The organism is Pseudomonas sp. W2Aug9 (genome assembly GCF_023127755.1).
GTDB classification, from domain to species: domain Bacteria; phylum Pseudomonadota; class Gammaproteobacteria; order Pseudomonadales; family Pseudomonadaceae; genus Aquipseudomonas; species Aquipseudomonas synxantha_A.
This window is the reverse complement of sequence record NZ_SPKL01000034.1, coordinates 47101-65184: the sequence shown is the minus strand read 5'-3', so window position 1 is coordinate 65184 and position 18084 is coordinate 47101. Positions and strand designations below refer to the sequence as shown.

At 62.1% G+C, this 18084-nt stretch carries 14 protein-coding genes; 2 read left to right on the top strand and 12 right to left on the bottom strand.

Annotated elements, in window-relative coordinates; translation table 11 throughout:
- Window positions 1-417 precede the first annotated feature (417 nt).
- Window positions 418-2910: a hypothetical protein gene (locus tag E3O56_RS20650; protein ID WP_248128922.1), complete on the top strand. Its 2493-nt coding sequence runs from the start codon at window positions 418-420 to the stop codon at window positions 2908-2910.
- 75 nt (window positions 2911-2985) lie between these two features.
- On the opposite strand, the gene E3O56_RS20645 is transcribed toward E3O56_RS20650, so the two are convergent.
- The 4 genes from E3O56_RS20645 to xylA form a co-directional block, all read right to left on the bottom strand.
- Complete coding sequence (locus E3O56_RS20645) at window positions 2986-4122, bottom strand: sugar ABC transporter permease (RefSeq protein ID WP_032876554.1); 1137 nt, start codon at window positions 4120-4122, stop codon at window positions 2986-2988.
- Window positions 4123-5679: a D-xylose ABC transporter ATP-binding protein gene (xylG, locus tag E3O56_RS20640; protein ID WP_248128921.1), complete on the bottom strand. Its 1557-nt coding sequence runs from the start codon at window positions 5677-5679 to the stop codon at window positions 4123-4125.
- Window positions 5676-6677, bottom strand: coding sequence for a D-xylose ABC transporter substrate-binding protein (gene xylF, locus E3O56_RS20635; protein ID WP_248128920.1), 1002 nt, complete (start codon window positions 6675-6677; stop codon window positions 5676-5678). The genes xylG and xylF overlap by 4 nt, the downstream gene beginning before the upstream one ends.
- Window positions 6678-6765: 88 nt before the next feature.
- Window positions 6766-8082 (bottom strand): xylose isomerase, encoded by a 1317-nt coding sequence (gene xylA / locus E3O56_RS20630; protein ID WP_032876547.1) that lies wholly within the window; start codon window positions 8080-8082, stop codon window positions 6766-6768.
- Between the two features lie 140 nt (window positions 8083-8222).
- Between xylA and E3O56_RS20625 the strand changes: the two genes are divergently transcribed.
- Window positions 8223-9428 carry a XylR family transcriptional regulator gene (locus E3O56_RS20625; protein ID WP_081883272.1) on the top strand — a complete coding sequence of 402 codons (1206 nt, stop codon included), beginning with the start codon at window positions 8223-8225 and terminating at the stop codon, window positions 9426-9428.
- Here E3O56_RS20625 and E3O56_RS20620 read toward each other — a convergent pair.
- From E3O56_RS20620 to E3O56_RS20585, 8 genes are read right to left on the bottom strand one after another with little or no spacing between them, the layout of a single operon-like run.
- Window positions 9316-10743, bottom strand: coding sequence for an isochorismate synthase (locus E3O56_RS20620; RefSeq protein WP_103735305.1), 1428 nt, complete (start codon window positions 10741-10743; stop codon window positions 9316-9318). The genes E3O56_RS20625 and E3O56_RS20620 overlap by 113 nt on opposite strands.
- Window positions 10740-11048: an isochorismate lyase gene (locus E3O56_RS20615; RefSeq protein ID WP_005787433.1), complete on the bottom strand. Its 309-nt coding sequence runs from the start codon at window positions 11046-11048 to the stop codon at window positions 10740-10742. The genes E3O56_RS20620 and E3O56_RS20615 overlap by 4 nt, the downstream gene beginning before the upstream one ends.
- Window positions 11045-11791 (bottom strand): alpha/beta fold hydrolase, encoded by a 747-nt coding sequence (locus E3O56_RS20610; protein ID WP_248128919.1) that lies wholly within the window; start codon window positions 11789-11791, stop codon window positions 11045-11047. The genes E3O56_RS20615 and E3O56_RS20610 overlap by 4 nt, the downstream gene beginning before the upstream one ends.
- Window positions 11788-13386 (bottom strand): AMP-binding protein, encoded by a 1599-nt coding sequence (locus E3O56_RS20605; RefSeq protein WP_248128918.1) that lies wholly within the window; start codon window positions 13384-13386, stop codon window positions 11788-11790. The genes E3O56_RS20610 and E3O56_RS20605 overlap by 4 nt, the downstream gene beginning before the upstream one ends.
- Entirely contained in the window at window positions 13379-14098 is a 720-nt protein-coding gene (locus tag E3O56_RS20600) for a VOC family protein (RefSeq protein WP_248089609.1), read from the bottom strand. Before E3O56_RS20600 ends, E3O56_RS20605 begins: the two co-directional genes overlap by 8 nt.
- Window positions 14095-15234 carry a Gfo/Idh/MocA family oxidoreductase gene (locus E3O56_RS20595; protein WP_248128917.1) on the bottom strand — a complete coding sequence of 380 codons (1140 nt, stop codon included), beginning with the start codon at window positions 15232-15234 and terminating at the stop codon, window positions 14095-14097. Before E3O56_RS20595 ends, E3O56_RS20600 begins: the two co-directional genes overlap by 4 nt.
- Entirely contained in the window at window positions 15231-16409 is a 1179-nt protein-coding gene (locus E3O56_RS20590; RefSeq protein WP_248128916.1) for a cytochrome P450, read from the bottom strand. Before E3O56_RS20590 ends, E3O56_RS20595 begins: the two co-directional genes overlap by 4 nt.
- Window positions 16406-18082 (bottom strand): class I SAM-dependent methyltransferase, encoded by a 1677-nt coding sequence (locus tag E3O56_RS20585; RefSeq protein ID WP_248128915.1) that lies wholly within the window; start codon window positions 18080-18082, stop codon window positions 16406-16408. The genes E3O56_RS20590 and E3O56_RS20585 overlap by 4 nt, the downstream gene beginning before the upstream one ends.
- Window positions 18083-18084: the final 2 nt, after the last annotated feature.

The window sequence follows — 18084 nt, the reverse complement described above, 5'->3', positions numbered from 1 at the left end:
ATTTGTCCATTATGGACTTTTAGTTTGCGTTCGCAATAACCCATGGAAAAAATCAGATCAATGTGGGAGGGGCGGTGCGACGATTCGACTTGCCCCCGATGGCGGCGGGTCAGTCACAGATGTGCTTCTGACACTCCCTCATCGGGAGCAAGCCCCCTCCCACAGTTTTAACCATGGCGCGCCCAAAGGCGCCACTAACCAATGTGCAATATCGACAGTGAGCAATAGCGAAAACGGCATGTAACACGTGCCACGCTTATTGGAGGAACCTATTCGCTTGGAGGTGCGACTCATCTGACGGCTGATGTAGTTACGAGGGGCGCGCGATCTGTGTACGCAAACTCCACCAGCGCAGCCTGCCCCCTATGATGCAGTCAGGTGGGGTAATCGCAATTGTCTGGAAAAGGTACCTCATCAATGTTCTTGGATGATTTTTCTTCACTGAGCCCCGATTGCTATTTGCCCGGTGATCCCTCGTATTCAGAGATCACGGGCGCACTGGATTTCCCCAGCAACAATACAGCTGACCCTCTCAGCGAAACATCGAGCATTCTGGCCCGACCTCTGTCCCAAGAGGCGCTTTACACTACGATCATCCATGGACCTTTCACGAGCTCTTTGCGCAATACCCTGGAAGAACAGCTGCAGTGTATCGATGCGTATGCCCTCCGGGTTACCGCGCTGATCGATAGCATAGAACGGGGGAACGAAGGTGAGCGCAATATCCGGTTCCAACAGACTCGTCAGTTCCTGGAACCTGCAGGTTACTTTAGCGCCGGATTGTTGGCCGCTGGGTACGACCCCCATGAAAAAATCAGCGTGACATTCAACACTTACGTAGGGAAATGGACGCCGGAGGTGAAAACCAACACGGACACACGCACCTACTTTGCTTGGGAAATAGCAGCTGGCGCGCTAAAGCACGACCGGACATCGGAAGGTGGCCTGGTCAATTTCCGAACAACCCACATCGAGCCACAAGACCGCAGCAGGATCAGTGATCTGGAGGCGTTGGGAGCGCGACTCCAGGGCCATTGGGAAGCTGAGGTAGCCAAGCCAATGAGCGATGAGTCAGGGCCACTGGCCGAGCGCTCGGGCAAAGCGGATGTCTATGTGCTGCGCGGCACCTTGCAAAGCCTGTTAAACGATAAGACTGGCTTCGAAAAGTTAAGCGTTGAAACACAAGAGGCGATCCATCGAACGTTATATTGGAACGGCCAAGTCATTATTCCCAATCTCTATGGTTACCCATTGGCAGGCTATGCCTTTATTCCTGACTTGCCCTTTGATGGGAATGTCGAGCATCGACCCAATAAGGGGTTGATGATTGATTTGAAGAGCGGCAAGGCCAGTGAAATATCGGGCGATAGAGGGTTTTCCGAGTGGGCCAAAGAAAATCGCCATAGCATCGTCAGTCGATTCAATGCCAGCGACAGACAAGGCGGTAAAGACGCGCATTGGCCCAAAGCTGGCGAGGTACTTGATCATTACATTGCGGGCAATCTTGCTACCTATCCGGGGCGTCAAAACATAGTCAAAGACAAGGCTGTGCCGGTGTGGGAAACATTCAATTATACGAAGTCGCGAGGCAGTGATTATTTTTTGAAGCACGGTAGCCTCAGCTCCGGTATTGCCGCAGCGTACCAAGGGTTAAATGCCAATAATGCGGTGTGGAATGACCAGACACAGGTATTTGGCGCCTCGCAGCAACGATGGAAGGCAATAAAAGAAGTATGGGGCAGTACCTTTGGTTATGCGCCCGTCGTTGGCAATCTGGGCCAGATCGTTTTCGGAGTGCACGACTCCATTTATGGCATGACGGCTAATGATCGCGTGGCAGGCAATGCCGCAGCGGCCATTTCAGCTTTGCAGCTGGCGCACGAGCTGTCGCCAGTCGGGCCAGAGGCGCAGGAGCCGCCGCTCATACCGTTTAACGCCAGCGCCAATGATCGTTACCAATGGCACCCTGCATCGCAGCCTAACGAAGTTGAACTGACGCGAATATCCAATGCGCCGGCCACTACGCCGTCCACCCCAGCGCCAACCTTTGCTGGAATGCGCGAGGTGGAGTTCAGGGGCAAGAAGTATTTTGTTGCTGACAAACCCGATGTGGCAGATGGTGAACATTACAAGTTGCGAGTACCCGACGCGCAAGACCCCTCAAAATTGGCATATAGCGGCATTGCCGCCAAGCCGGATGAGGCGGGAGTGTGGACAAGAATGGGCGTCCCGGGTGGGGGGCTGAAAGAATATTTTTCCCGTAAATACAGACAGGCACGGGAAACGTTGGACGCCGTTGCTCAACAACATGCCGACATGGCGCTCCCCGTCAAAGAACACGAGGTAGAGCAGTTTACAAAGACGCTGGTTACACTTATGGGCGAGAGTAATGCGGGTGAGTTCGAATGGATTGAAACCTACACTCACGCGGATTCCGACTTTGTCAACGGACCACTGAGAGCGGGTAAGACCACGCCTGAGCTTGAAGCGTTTCTCGGCGAGTTCAATCAATTGAATCCTTATGAAGGCAAAGCTTATCGCTCGGCTTTTGTTACGGATGAAGGCGCGAAAAGGCTTAAAGATGGTGTTGGGAAAGTGTTCCAGGACCCGGGGGTACAATCTGCTTCGGCGACGGTGCGTAATTCTGCCGAATGGGAAGGATGGGCCAAAGGCGCGGCGAAGCAGCGAACCCATGCCACCCAGCAGGTGGTGTATGTATTTGATGAGTCAGTGCCGAAAATGAATATGTCGACGGACTTTTTGAAGGACCATGTTGCCATAGGTGCTGGAAAGGTTTTGCAGGTGCTGGCTTTCAAAGAGCAGGGCCAAAAGTTGTTTGTGTACCTCGCTTCGCCCTCCAAAATACCGAAGCATGTTTACAATCTATTTGATGGGAAGATCATTTACTGATTGCCTGAGCCCCTCAGTCGGCTGGATGGCGGCATGACTATGTGCGCCACGCCGCCGTTTTGAGGGACTGGCGAATCAGCGCCGTCCTGCCCGCGTACTCACATCCACCCACACCGCCACTACCAAAATGCTGCCCTTGACGATCATCTGCCAGTAACTGTCCACGTCGAGCATCGACATGCCGTTATCCAGGCTGGTAATCACCAATGCTCCGAGCAACGCGCCATACACCGTGCCCGAGCCACCGCGCATCGAGGTGCCGCCAATAAAACATGCGGCGATGGCGTCGAGTTCGCCCATGTTGCCCGCCGACGGTGACCCGGCGGCGAGGCGGGCGGTGTTGACCAGACCGGCGAGGGCGCACATCACGCCCATGATGCCGAAGATCCACAGTTTCACCGCTTGCACATTGATGCCCGACAGGCGCGTGGCTTCCATATTGCTGCCCACCGCATAGACGCGGCGGCCGAACACGGTCTGGCGAGTGACGTAGCTGAAAACGCCGAGCAGCACCAGTAACAACAGCACCGGTACCGGAATGCCGTCGTAGCGGTTCAGCGTGGTGACAAACCCGGCGAGCACCGCACCGATCAGCACCACGCGCAATCCATCACGCACCGGCGAGTGCGCGGCCAAACCATGCAGCGCGCGGTTGCGCCGTTGTTTCCAGGTGAGGAATACCGTCAGGGCAAACAGCAACACCCCGAGCCCGATACCGACGGTGTGGGGCAAATACCCCTGGCCCACATACACCAGCGACGGCGACACCGGTGCAATGGTGGTGCCGCCGGTAATCCCCAGCAAAATCCCGCGAAACGCCAGCATCCCGCCCAGGCCGACGATAAACGAGGGGATGCGCAGATAGGCGGTCATGTAACCGTTGGCCAGGCCGATCATCAACCCGCACAGCGCCACCAGGCTGAGGTTGGCCAGCAGCGGTACGTGATAGACCACGTCCAGAATCGCCGCCAGCCCGCCCAACAGTCCGAGCAACGAACCTACCGACAAATCGATCTCGCCGCTGATAATCACCAGCACCATACCGCACGCCAATATGCCGGTGATCGACATCTGCCGCAGCAGGTTGGACAAGTTGCGCGGCGTGACGAAGCCGCCCTCGGTCTGCCAACTGAAAAACAGCCAGATGAACGCCACGGCGATCACCAGGGCGAGCATTTTGTAGCGGGTGAAAAGCTGTTTGACCTGATTCATCTACGCGGTCTTCCGATTATTAGGGTGTTGGCTGAGCGCAGCGGCGAGCACCTGTTCCTGGGTAAGCCCCTCGTTGATGAAGTCACCGCGCAGTTGGCCGTCGCCGATTACCAGCACGCGGTTGGATACGCCGAGCACTTCGGCCAGCTCCGAGGAAACCATGATGATCGACACACCTTCGGCCGCCAGCGCGCCCATCAGTTTGTAGATCTCATACTTGGCGCCCACATCCACCCCACGTGTGGGTTCGTCGAGGATCAGCACCTTGGGCTTGGCCATCAGCATTTTCGCGAGCACGGCCTTTTGCTGATTGCCGCCGGACAGGCTGGTGATCGGCAGCAACGGGCTGGCGGTCTTGAGGTGCATACGTGCGATTTGCTGGTCGATGCTGCCCAGTTCGGCCTCAGCGTCGATGCGGCTCAGGTGCGCATAGGTGTCGAGCACAGCCAGGGTGATGTTATGGCCGACGCCCAGGTCGGGAATGATGCCTTGGCGCTTGCGGTCTTCGGGCACCATGCACAACCCTGCGCGGATCGATTTGAGCGGTGTGCGCGTATCGACGATTTGGCCGTCCAGCCACACCTGCGCGCTGTAGCGTCCGGGGTAGGCGCCGAACAGCGCCGACACCAGTTCGGTGCGCCCGGCGCCCACGAGCCCTGCAATGCCGAGGATTTCGCCGCGCTTGAGCACAAACGAAATATCGTCGACGCGCTTGCGCTTGGGGTTGTCGACGTCGTAGCAGGTGACGTTGCGCGCTTCAAAAATCACCTCGCCCACTGCATGTGGCTCGGTGGGGTAGAGGTTGCTCATTTCGCGGCCGACCATTTGGGTGATGATCTGTGCAATGTCCATGTCCGCCATGGCGGTGGTCGCGATGTGCTTGCCGTCGCGGATCACTGCGATGGTGTCGCACACCGCCGCCACTTCATCGAGCTTGTGCGAGATATACACGCAGGCCACGCCCTTGGCCTTGAGGCCCTGGATGATGTCCAGCAGCACTTCGATTTCCGAGCGGGTCAGGGCTGAGGACGGCTCGTCAAGGATCAACAGGCGCGCTTGCTTGTTGAGGGCCTTGGCGATTTCCACCAGTTGCTGGTAGCCGCCGCCGTACTGCGACACTGGCAGCGCCACGTTCATGTCCGGCACCTTGAGGTCGCGCATCAAGGCTTCGGCCCGTTGCAGCATCGCCGGGTAGTTCATGCGCCCGCCGGGCAGGGTCAGCTCGTGGCCCATGAAGATGTTTTCGGCTACCGACAGGTCGGGCACCAGGGTCAGCTCCTGGTGAATGATGACGATGCCGGCGGCCTCGGTTTCGCGAATGGACTGGGCCTTGAGCGGTTGCCCGTCCCAGAGGATTTCGCCCTCCCAGGTGCCGTAGGGGTAGACCGCCGACAGCACCTTCATCAAGGTGGATTTACCGGCACCGTTCTCACCGCACAGCCCGACGCATTCTCCCGGGCGTACCTTGATATCGATGCCATTGAGGGCGTTGATACCGCCAAAGCTTTTGACGATGCCGTTCATTTGCAGCAGATAGTCGGCGGCCATGGCGGTCATTGCCCGCCGATCTGCTCTTTGGTGTAGAACCCCTCCTTCTCCAGTACGTCGATATTGGCTTTGGTCAGCGGCGTTGGGGTGAGCAGGATGGTGTCGACTTTCTTGCTGCCGTTGTCGTACTGCGAGCTGTAGGTCGGCTTTTCGCTGCGCGCCAGTTGCACCGAGAGTTTGGCGGCTTCGGTGGCGATCAGCTTGAGCGGCTTGTAGACGGTCATGGTCTGGGTGCCGTCGATCACGCGCTTGATCGCCGCGAGGTCAGCGTCCTGGCCGGAGATCGGCACCTTGCCCGCCAGCTTCTGTGCGGCCAGGGCCTGGATCGCGCCGCCGGCGGTGGCGTCGTTGGAGGCAACGATGGCATCGATCTTGTTGTCATTACGGGTCAGGGCGTTTTCGACAATGCTCAAGGCTTCGGTAGGGTTCCACTCCTTGACCCACTGCTGGCCGACAATCTTGATGTCGCCCTTGTCGATAGCCGGTTGCAGCACCTTCATCTGGCCTTCGCGCAGCACCTTGGCGTTGTTGTCCGTCGGTGCGCCGCCGAGCAGGAAGTAATTGCCCTTGGGCGCCGCTTGCAGCACGCCGTTGGCCTGCATCTCACCGACTTTTTCGTTATCAAACGAGATGTACGCGTCGATGTCTGCGTTGAGGATCAGGCGGTCGTAAGACACCACTTTGATCCCGGCCTTCTTGGCTTCGGCTACGGCGTTGGTCAGCACCGTGGCGTTGAACGGCACGATCACGATCACATCGACGCCACGGGAGATCAGGTTTTCGATTTGCGAGATTTGCTTTTGCTCGTTGGCATCAGCGGACTGCACGAAGACCTTGGCATCAAGTTTTTCCGCGGCGGCGACGAAGTAATCGCGGTCGCGGGACCAGCGCTCCAGGCGCAAGTCATCGATGGAAAAACCGATTTTCGGATGGGCCGGATCGGCCATCACCGGCAAGGCGAGCAGGGCCAGGGCAGTGGCGAGCAGGGTGCGTTTGAATGACTTCATGGTGGTGCGTCCTTTTATTGTTGTTGGAAAGACACTAGGTGAAGACTCTCATTGTGGCGAGAAAGCTTGCTCCCTCGCCACAGGACACTCAGGTGTAGATAAACCGATTCACAACCCCCTCAAGCATCTCCTGTCGACCACTCACGGCCTGCGGATTCAGTTCGTGGGCAAACGCATGTTCAGCCAATGATTCCAGGCTGAACTGACCTGCCAGCACCGCCTGGCCCAATGGCTGCTCCCACCCGGCGTAACGCTGGTCCTTGAATTGCTGCAACGTGTCGTTCTGCACCATCGCCGCCGCACGTTCCAGGGCCAGCGCCAGCACATCCATGGCTGCCACATGCCCGTGGAACAGGTCCACCTCGTCCAGGCTCTGGCGGCGCACCTTGGAATCGAAATTGTAGCCACCGTTCTTGAAGCCTCCGGCCTTGAGGATTTCATAGGTGGCCAGGGTCATTTCTTCGACGCTGTTGGGGAACTGGTCGGTGTCCCAGCCGTTCTGCGGGTCGCCGCGGTTGGCGTCGATGCTGCCGAATATCCCCAGTGACACGGCCGTGGCAATTTCATGATGAAAACTGTGCCCGGCCAACGTCGCGTGGTTGGCCTCGATGTTCACCTTGATTTCGTTCTCCAGGCCGTATTCATGCAGGAAGCCGAACACCGTGGCACTGTCGTAGTCGTACTGGTGCTTGGTAGGCTCCTGGGGTTTTGGCTCGATCAACAGGTCACCCGTAAAGCCGATCTTGTGCTTGTGCTCCACCACCATGCGCATAAACCGGCCGAGCTGCTCACGCTCACGCTTGAGGTCGGTGTTGAGCAGGGTTTCATAACCTTCACGGCCGCCCCACAACACATAGTTGGCGCCCTTGAGACGCAGCGTGGCATTCATCGCACTGAACACCTGCGCGGCGGCGAAGGCGAACACTTCCGGGTCGGGATTACTCGCGGCCCCGGCGGCAAAGCGCGGGTTGCTGAAGCAATTGGCGGTGCCCCACAGCAGCTTGATGCCGGTCTGTTCCTGATGGCGCTCCAGGTGATCGACCATCTGTGCGAAATGGTTGCGGTACTCCTTGAGCGAGCTGCCTTCCGGCGCTACGTCGGTGTCGTGAAAGCTGTAGTAGTCGATGCCCAATTTGGAGAAAAACTCAAAGGCCGCCTCCGCTTTGCCGATTGCCACCTCCATCGGATCGCCATTGCGCTGCCATGGGCGTTTGAACGTACCCATGCCAAACATATCCGCTCCCGGCCACACAAAGGTATGCCAGTAACAAGCGGCCATGCGCAGGTGCTCACGCATGGGTTTGCCGAGGATCAGCTTGTTGGCGTCGTAATGGCGAAAGGCGAGGGGGGATGCGCTGGCAGGGCCTTCGAAGCGAACCTTCTCGACACCGGGGAAGTACGGCATGGCGGTTTCCTTATTGTTCTGGGCGGTGTCTGGATACTAGCAACGGCGCCCTGGCCGCTGATTATGAAAATCACCAAGGTGTAGTGCGATTTTGCACAGCGAGGTCTAGTCTGCACCTACCGGCCCCAAGGACAAAAACAATGAAAACCCTACCGCCCGTGCACCGCATCGCTTTGCTCTTCAACGGCAGCAAAATCTACGACCGCGGCATCATCACCGGTATCGGCAATTACCTGAGCAGCACCCGCGCGTCCTGGGACTTGTTCCTGGAAGAGGATTTTCTCTGCCGTCTGCGCGGTATCGAGCGTTGGCAGGGAGACGGCATCATTGCCGACTTCGATGACCCGTTGATCGGCGAGGCGCTGGCCGGGAGTCGGATACCGGTGGTGGCGGTGGGGGGATCTTACGAGGATGTCAGCGCGTACCCCAAGGGCATTCCCTATGTCGCGACCGATAACCACGCCTTGATGAAGCTGGCCTACGAACACTTGATCGAGGCCGGGCTGACGCGCTTTGCCTGTTTCAGCCTGCCCGAAGCCCAGGCCAATCGTTGGGCGCAGGAGCGTGAGAAAGCCTTTCGCGGCTTGGTGCAACGCGATGGCTTGCCGGTGGAGATCTATCGTGGCCTGGGCACCAGTGCGCCGTTGTGGGACAGCGCGGTGGAGCAGCAGATTGCCTGGCTGCACAGCCTGCCCAAGCCCATCGGTATTATCGCGGTCACCGATGCTCGCGCCCGGCAGTTGTTGCAAGCTTGCCTGACGGCGGGCATTGCGGTGCCGGAGGAGGTGGCGTTGATTGGTATCGACAACGACCCGCTGACTCGCACCCTGACGCGGGTGCCGCTGAGTTCGGTGATCCAGGGCACCGAGACCATGGGCCGTACTGCCGCGGCCTTGCTGCATCAGATGCTGCACGGCAAGCCCTGCACCGGCACGCAGGTGCTGGTACCGCCGGATGCGATCAACGTGCAAGCCTCCAGCCTGCATCAGCCCTTGGGCAACCCTTATGTGATGCAGGCATTGCTGTTTATCCGCCAGTACGCGTGCCAGGGGATCAAGACCGACCAGGTCGCCGCCTATGTCGGGGTCTCACGCTCGTCATTGGAGGCGCACTTTCGCAAGGTGCGCGGGTGCAGCGTGCATGACGAAATCCTGCGCTTCAAACTCGCGGCCGCCGCCAAGGGCCTGGAGAACCAGGACCTGGCCATCGCCGACATCGCCGCCCGCTGCGGCTTCACCTCTGCGCAGTACTTGCATACGGTGTTTCGCCGCGAGTTTGGCTGTACGCCACGTCAGTATCAGCAGGGCATGCCAGTTGCAGCGCCTGTTGCATGCTTGCCAGCTTGATCTGGGTTTCTTCGTACTCATTGGCTGGCAGCGAGCCCTCGACAATCCCGCAGCCAGCAAACGCATGGCAGTGCCTGGGGGTGATCAGCGCCGAGCGCAGGGCCACGAGAAAATCGCCATTGCCCTCGGCGTCCAGCCAGCCCACTGGCGCGGCATACCAGCCGCGATCAAAGCCTTCGTGTTCACGGATAAAATCCAGCGCAGGCGTGCGCGGTAGGCCGCCGACCGCGGGGGTAGGGTGCAAGGCTTGGATACCGTCCAGCAGGCGCTTGCCGGTGTTGAGCCTCGCGGTGATGGGCGTGCTCAAATGCTGCACGGTGGCAAGTTTCAGCAAGTTGGGGTGTGGCGCGGCGTGCAGGTCGCTGACCTTGTCACCCAAGGCTTGGGTAATGGTCTGTACCACCAGTCGATGCTCGTGCTGCTCTTTCGGATCGGCCAATAAACGTTCCCCCAGCGCCTGATCTTCATTGGGCTTTAACCCACGACGGGTGCTGCCTGCCAGGGCGTGGGTGGTGAGACGGCCCGCCTCGCAACTGAGCAACCGCTCGGGTGTGGCGCCCATGAAGCAGTGTTCGCCCCGGTGAATCGCGAACAAGTGCGAGGCGTTACGCCGAGCGTGCAGGCGGCCCATCACCGCGCCAGTGTCGAGCGCGGCGTCCAGGTGGTGGTCGATATGCCGCGCCAGCACCACCTTGCTCAAGTCACCCCGGGCGATGACGTTCAAGGCGGTGTCGACCTTGGCCTGCCATTGATCCCGCGGCAGTGCGACGCGTTCCACTACATGGGGGGCGGGGGCAACGTGGGTGGCTGGGTTGAGCAGTTGTTCAAGGGCGGCCAGGCTTGCTTGCACCAAGGTCGCAGGATCGCTGCCGGGCTCGACCACACGCTGGCAGCGCAGCCAGCGCCCGTGGCTGTCCTCGCTGAGCAACCAGTGGGCAAGGTGGAAACTGGCATCGGCAAACGGCGCCCAATGGGATGCGCAGGGCTGCTGCTCATCAAAGCGCATACCGCCCAGCAGCAAGGGCGGATGCGGGCCGTCCACCAGCGCATCGGCGCACAGTGCGAACCATTGGCGATCCACTTCGGCCATGCGCTGGGGCCCCGAGGCTTCGATCTGCCAGGTGCAGCCGAGGCCGAACAAACTTAAGTCCGGCGAGTGCGCACACCAGAAGAAACCCTGGCGATGGGCCTTGTACACTACCAGGGGCGCCAGCGTCGGCGCGGGGTAGGCGCTGACGGCAATAACGGGGCGCTGGTACGCCACCGCCCGTTGGTGCGCGGCCTGGAAGGTCTTGAGCAAATCGGCCGCGTTCATACGCACTGGCTCTTTTTCTGTAGCCAGAAGGCCGTCTGCTCGGCGATGTACCAGTGGATGATCTGGTTGAACAGGCCCTCGACAAACTCGCCATCCAGCCCGACCTCCTGCGCCCACTGCCGGCGCTGGGGCAACATCGCCGCAACGCGATCGGGTGCGGCAATGCTGGCCTGGTCGGGTTTGAATGCGGAGGCGGCCTTGACGTATTGCATGCGCAGGCCGAGGGCGTCGATGATCTGCTTGTCGAGGCTGTCGATGGCATGGCGAATGTCGTGAAGGCCAGTGCAGTGTTCCGGGGTTTTCATCGTGCGTCTCCCTGAAGGTAGGCGGTGCGCTGCAACAGGTGGTCGATCACCGGTCGCGGCTGATGTTTGAGGTAAAAGTGGTCGCCGTCGAACAGGCGGATGTCCGGGGTATGGCGGCTCAGGTCGGCCCAGGCGCGAGCCTGCTCCAGGCTGACTTCGGCGTCATCGCGGGCCAGCAGCACGTCCAGCGGTGCCATTAACGGCTGCAGGTTCGCGGGGCGCCAGGTTTCGATGGCCTGGTAGTCGCTGCGCAACGCCGGCAGAAACAGCGTGCGTAACTGCGGGTTGGCCCACAGGTCTGCGGCCTGGGCGTCCTGGCGCAGGATGTCGGCAATCAACGCGCTGTCGTCCTGGCGATGCAGGTCGCTGGACGGTTGCCGGTGCGGCGGTGCGTGGGCCGAAACAAACACGTGGTCAGGGCCGACACCGTCGGCCTCCAGCAGTGCGCCCACGGCATAGGCAAGCGCCGCGCCCATGCTGTGGCCGAACAGCCACAGGGGCCGCGCAGGCAAGGTCAGCAACGCCTGGCTGATGTGCTCGGCGAGGGTCGCCAGGCATGGGATATGCGCTTCGTTGAAGCGCTCTTCGCGCCCGGGGTACTGCACTGCCAACAGGTCAATGTCACCCGGCAAATGCGCCAGCCACGGCCGAAAAAAGCTCGCGCTGCCACCGGCGTGGGGCAGGCACACCAGGCGTGCGCGGGGCTGTTGCCCCTCACGCAATACACGTAGCCACGGGCTCATAAGGCCAGCACCTGTTCCGCCAGGGCCTTGCGGTTGACCTTGCCCAGGCGCGTCAGCGGAAACTCGCGCAGCACTTGCAAGCGGTCTGGCAACTTGTAGGCCGCCAGCCCACGCTCGCGCAGCCAGGCGTTGATCGACGCCAGGTCCAATGGCGCGCCGTGGGCCAGTACGCAGGCGCAACTGCGCTCACCCAGCAACTCGTCGGCCAGCGCCACCAACGCCACATCGCGGATCAGCGGATGGCCGAGCAGCAGGTTCTCGATCTCTTCCACCGGAATCTTTTCGCCGCCCCGGTTGATCACATCCTTGCTGCGCCCCTCGACGATCAAATGCCCTTCGGGCAGGCGCCGTACCAGGTCGCCGCTGCGATAAAAGCCATCGGCGGTAAAGGCGCGCTGGTTGTGCTCGCGAGCGTTGTAGTAACCGCGAATGGTGTAGGGCCCGCGCACCAGCAATTCACCGACGGCGCCGGGAGCCACCGGCACATCGTCGGCATCGACGATACGGATCTCGTCTGCGCCGGTCAGCGGCAGGCCCTGGGTGTCGAAGACCAGCGCCTGCGGGTCATCCAGCCTGGTAAAACACAGCAATCCTTCGGCCATGCCGTACACCTGTTGCAGGCCACAGCCCAGGGTGGGGCGGATGCGTGCGGCGATCTCGGCCTTGAGGCGTGCGCCACCGACTTGCAGCCATTGCAAGCTGCTGAGGTCGTTGTCGGACCATTGCGCCACTTCCAGCCACAGCAACACCAATGGCGGAATCAACGCCGTGTGGGTAATGCGTTCGCGCTCGATCAGTTCGAAGGCGGTGTCGGGGCTTGGTTCCGGCGCCAGTACCAGGGTGGCGCCGACACTGAACACCCCGAGTGCCCCCGGCGAGGCCAGCGGGAAGTTATGTGCCACCGGCAGCGCCGCCAGGTAACGGGTGTGGCGGTCGAAACCGCAGGCTTGCGCCGCCAGCCGGGCATTGCACGCATAGTCGTCATGGGTGCGCGGGATCAGCTTGGGCAGGCCAGTGGTGCCGCCGGACAGCAATAGCACCGCCACATCGCGAGCGTCCGGCGCAGGGAACGGGTGGGGGGTGGCGACGCAGTCGGCCAGGGCCACGAATTCCTCGGCCGCGCCTACCACCCACACCTGTTGCAGGCTCGACACCTGGCTACGCAACGTGCGCGCCAGGGGCCGATAATCGAAGCCCAAGTGCTGGTCGATAATCACATAGGCCACCGCTTGGCTAAGGTGCGCCAAGTGGGCCAATTCATGTTCGCGGTGGGCCGGCAACGCAAACACCGGGATCGCTCCCAGGCGCAACAGAGCGAAGGTCAGGCTGAAAAACTCGGCGATATTGGGCAGTTGCACCAGCACTCGCTGGCCGGCGACCAGCCCGCGCGCGGCGAGGCCGGCGGCCAGGCGGTCGGCGTGTTGGTCCAGCTCGGCGTAGCTCCAGCGTCGGTTGCCGTCCACCAGCGCCTCTTGCTGCGGCGTACGCTGGGCTTGCTCACGCAGCAGTTGGCCCAGTGGCACGCCTTGCCAGTAGCCTTGCTCGCGGTAGCGGCGGATAAAATTTTCGGGCCAGTCTGTGAATCCATCAAGCATGGCTATCTCCATGTGCAGTCGGGCAGCTCAGCAATTGCGCGCCGTGTAACGTCAATGGTTGCGCCAGGCCGGCGACTTGCACCGCCTGTACGCCGGTAAATTCGGCGGGTTGCAGGTGCAACATCGGGTCATCGCCCGCGAGCAGGTTGAGGGCGCTGTGATCGGCGGGGCTTACGCCCAGGTGAATGGCCGCCAGCCCCGTGGCGCCGTTGGGATGGATCAGTCGCTGCGGGTGCTGGGAGGGTGAATAGGGCGTGACCAGAAACGGCAGGCGCTCATGCCGTGGGTAAACAAACCGAAAGCGCGTCTGGCTGCCGTCCGCACAGGTGCGTTGCCACTTCACCACACGGCCCATGGCCACGCCGCCGGCCGCCAGGTTTGTCAGACGGGGTGCCAGGGCCAGGTCATCGCAGAGCAGCGCGAGGTCGCAAAACCCCTCACCCTGGGCAGCCCAGCGCAACATGCGCCGCCCGGCGCCACGCCCGGCCAGGCAGTCGATGGGCCACTTGAACAACCAGGCATGACGCGGGGTGGTGAGCAGCTCGATGATCGGCCCGCGGCTGAACCAGATATGCGCATGTTGCGCGCGGGCCTCGGCGGTGGCGTAGATGACCTCGAAACCGGCGGCGCGAAAGTTCGCCACCGCCTGGTGCAGGTCGCGAACCCACAGCAGCACATGGCTGCAGGACGAACGGGATTGGGCAGTGTTCAAAAGGGCAGGGCTCCCACGAGTTGCGCGCTGGGGTCAGCGCCAGGCGGCTGTACGGCGTCGGCGCAGCGATGCAGTTCGGTCATCGGCAGCGCACGGGGAATCGGCGGTTCAATCAGTTCCGGCATGCCGATCAGGCTGTTCATTTCACGCCAGGCCATCGACACCTCGGTGGCCCACATGCCGCTGCGCAGGCGCTGCGCCGGTTCGGCGATGTCGGCGCACAGCGCATCCAGGGCGAGGCTGACCGCATCGGGCCAGAGCTGGTTGAACACCTGGTGATAGCTGGCGGGTATGTGCGGGTCGAGCACCACCATGCTCGGCCCGGCCAATCGTTCACTGCCTTTGCCTGCCATGATCAGGCGGTCGGTGTCGTCCCGTGGTGCGTGCAGGCGTGGGTTCCACAGCACCGGGCCGTGGGTGTCGCACAGGCTCAGCACCCCGCCTTCACAGCCGACTTCAAGGCGATGCAGCAGGAACGAGTGGTTATCCGGGTCCTGGGGATGTACCTGGTTTTGCACGCGCAGGCTGATCGGCACGCCATTGAAGCTGGCGTTCAACCGCGTGAAGGGCTGCGCACCGACACTGGCGGCCGGCGCCGCAAATACCCAGGGCCGCAAACCACCGGCCAGGCGCCCGAGAATATCCAGCAACGGGTAGGCCACCTGGCTGTTACAGGCCGCGTCGATATAGGCCAGCCCTTGTTGCTCACGCAGGTACGCGGCTACCGCCAGAAAACGCCGGATCGCAAGGATATTCGGGTACAGCGTATTGACCGCATAGGCCGCCTGGCCCTGACGCGCCGCCTGCATGCACGCGGCGATTTCGCGGTGATGCACCGGGTGTTCCTGCAATACGTGAATGCCACGGCGCAAGAACTGCTGGGCCAGTTCGCTGCCCACGCCACCGGTGGCGCCGGAACGCACCACCACGCAGGCAATGTCGACGCTATCGGGCACCTGCTCGACGGCCTCGTACAGCGCCACCCCGAAGTGATCGGCGCAGGCCTTCGAATAGGCATTGCCACGCGACAGGATACCGACCAATTCATAGCGCTCATGGGCACGAGCCAAGGCTTGCAGGTAGATGCGGCCGAACGCGGTGCCGGCGACGATCACGCGTGGACGAGCGCGGCTCATGACCAGGTCACCGGCAGGCAGTGGGCACCGCGAAAGAACGTCGCCGTTTTCCACTGCACCTGCCCGCAGCGTTGCAGGTTGGGCAGGCGTTCTACCAAGGCTTGCAACGCCTCTTGCAACTCCACCCGCGCCAGCGCCGAGCCGATGCAGTGATGCAGGCCGTGGCCGAAGCCGAAATGGCCGCCGGCATCGCGTTGCAGGTTGAGGGTGTGCGGGTCGGCAAAGCGCGCCGGGTCATGGTTGGCCGCACCGATGGACGCGAAAACGGCTTCGCCCTGGCGAACCAGGGTTTCACCCACCTGGATATCTTCGAGGGCGTAATGCACAAACATCGCCGCTGACGCCAGCGGGATATAGCGCAGCAGCTCTTCCACCGCCTGGGGAATCTGCTCGGGATGGGCCTTGAGTTGTTGCCACTGTTCGGGGTTGTCCAGCAACACCAGAATGAAATTGGGGATCTGCGAAGCACTGCCTTCGTAGCCGGCGACGAGGATGGCGATGCACAACAGCAGCAGTTGGTCTTCGCTCAGGCGCTCGCCTTGGTCATCGGCCTGGGCCAGGGCGGTCATGAAATCGTCCTGAGGCTGACGGCGCCGCTCGGCGACCAGGCCCTTGATGTACTCGGCCAGTTCACCCAAGTGCTGTTGGGTCAACGCGGCGTCTTCGGCGCGGGTCGACAGCAATGAGTCGTTCCATACCTTAAAGCGTTCACGGTCTTGCAGCGGTACGCCCAGCAGCTCGCAAATCAACGCCAGGGGCAACGGTAAGGCATAGTCGCTAACCAAGTCGGCGGGCGGGCCGGCGGCGAGCATACGGTCGATCAACTCATGGGCGTAGGCCCGGGCATGGGGGCGCAGTGCTTCGACGCGCCGCCGGGTAAACGCCTGGGCGGCGCGGGAGCGGATCCGAGTGAGTTGCGGCGGGTCCATCATCACGATGCCGCCGGCAATTCGCGGGAATGCTCGCGGGGCATCGTCGCGGCGAAATGCTTCGCTGCGGCTGAAGCGCCGGTCGCCCAGCACCAGGCGCACATCGTCATAGCGGGTGGCGAGCCAGGCGGGCGCGCCGATGGGCATCTGGATACGCAGCAGGCCCGGTGCTTGCTGGGCATGGCGGTAAGGCTCGGCGAGCTCCAGGTCGGTGAAGGCATTGAAAGGGTAGGCCAGCGGGGTCATGGCAAGTCCTTGGCGGTAGGCAGGTCGGGCAAACGGTCGAGCAGTTCCAGGTGCAGGTCTGGGTGTTCCAGGTGCGCGGCCAGCGCGGCGCGGCTCAAGCGTTGGCAGGGCACTTGGGCGACGAATACACGATGGCCGAGCGGCGCCAGCGGGTGGTCGGCGGCGGGCAGGCTGCGATTGCCCTGGAACCCGGCGCGGGCCAGGGCGGTTTGCCATTGGTTGAGGTCCAGGAAGGTACTGCTGCTCAGCGCGCGCTCATCGCTGGCCTGGTTGAGCATGAAAGCCTGGGAGGCCATCACCCAGAACTCCTCCTGGGTCGGCTCGCTGAACACCAGCCAGCCGCCGGGTTTGAGCAAGGCGAGCAGGGTGGCCAGGGAGCGCTCGGTGTCGCGGGCGGCATTCAGCACGCCCCCGGCGACGATCAGGTCCCAACTCTGGGTGCGATAGCCTTGGGCAGGGGCGGGGCGGTCGATATCAAACACCCCGTGGCGCACCCACGGCCAAGCGTGCAGACGCTCGGCGGCTTGCTCGCTGAAGTAGCGCGACACGTCGGTGCACAGATAGTCCACCGTGACCTTGGCCAGGGCCGGCACTACGGCCTGGGTGGTGGAACCGGTGCCGGCACCGACTTCCAGCACCCGCAAGGGCTCGGTGCCGCTCTGGCGCGCAGCCCAGGCGCCAATCCAGTGAGCCACGGCGCGATGCTGGTACTGCGCCGCCAGGCTTTCGCGGTACAACGCTGCCGCACGTTCGGTGCGGCCTTCGGGAAACAGCAGGTGCACCGCTGCGCACTCACCGCGCATCAACGCCGGCAACTGGCGAGCGTTGTCGCGCGCGTAATCGAGGGTGGCGCTGCCGCCGGTGTTGCGCGCCCAGTCCAGGCTCAACTGTGCCCAGATGCCCTCCAGGCTGGCGTCGCTCCAGGTGCTGGCGTCGAGGTTGGGATGCAGGTGGTCGCCTTGGCGGCGCAGCAAATCCTCGGCTTGGAGCACGTCGAGCCAGCGTGCGATGAGCGGGCGGTGGCCGGGGGCGATGCCGGCATTGGCGAGGCTGTGCGCCACATCGTTGAGCGGTGCGGGCAGCAGGCCGCACTGCTCCAGGCCATTGAGCATCGACAGCAAGGCGGCGTAGCTCAAGCGCTGGTTCAACTGTACGGCGTCGGTCAGTTGCGTGACGCTGAACTGCTGATCGACGGCGGCTGCGGTCGCGTCCAACTGATCGTCCACTGTCGCCGGTTCGCACGGCTGGGGCACCGCGAACAGCGTCGTGCCGTGCAGCGCCACCGCATTCACCTGGGGATGTTCCAGTGCCCGCTGGCACCAGCGCTGGTGCTCACGCTTGACGCTGACCAGGTCGCGCCCGTCATCGGTAAAACCCTCTACGTGGCAATCGAGCTGCGCCGCTGCCCGTTCCGCCAACTGCCAGTCGCCCGGTCGGAGGCTGATGAACAACAGTTGTTGCAGATGGCTCAGATCACTCAGGGCCAGGGCGGGAAAGTCCAGCAGACGCTCCAGTTGTTCGGCGCTCATCATTACCACCGCCGGACGCTGGCGTTCGAGCACTGCCAGCAAACGGGCCGGGGCCTGTTGATGCAGGCCAAGGTCGGTAAAGACCGGCAAGCGCCAGGGGTGCTTGCCGGCGGGCAGGTCGATCAGCAAGGTGTCGATATTCATGC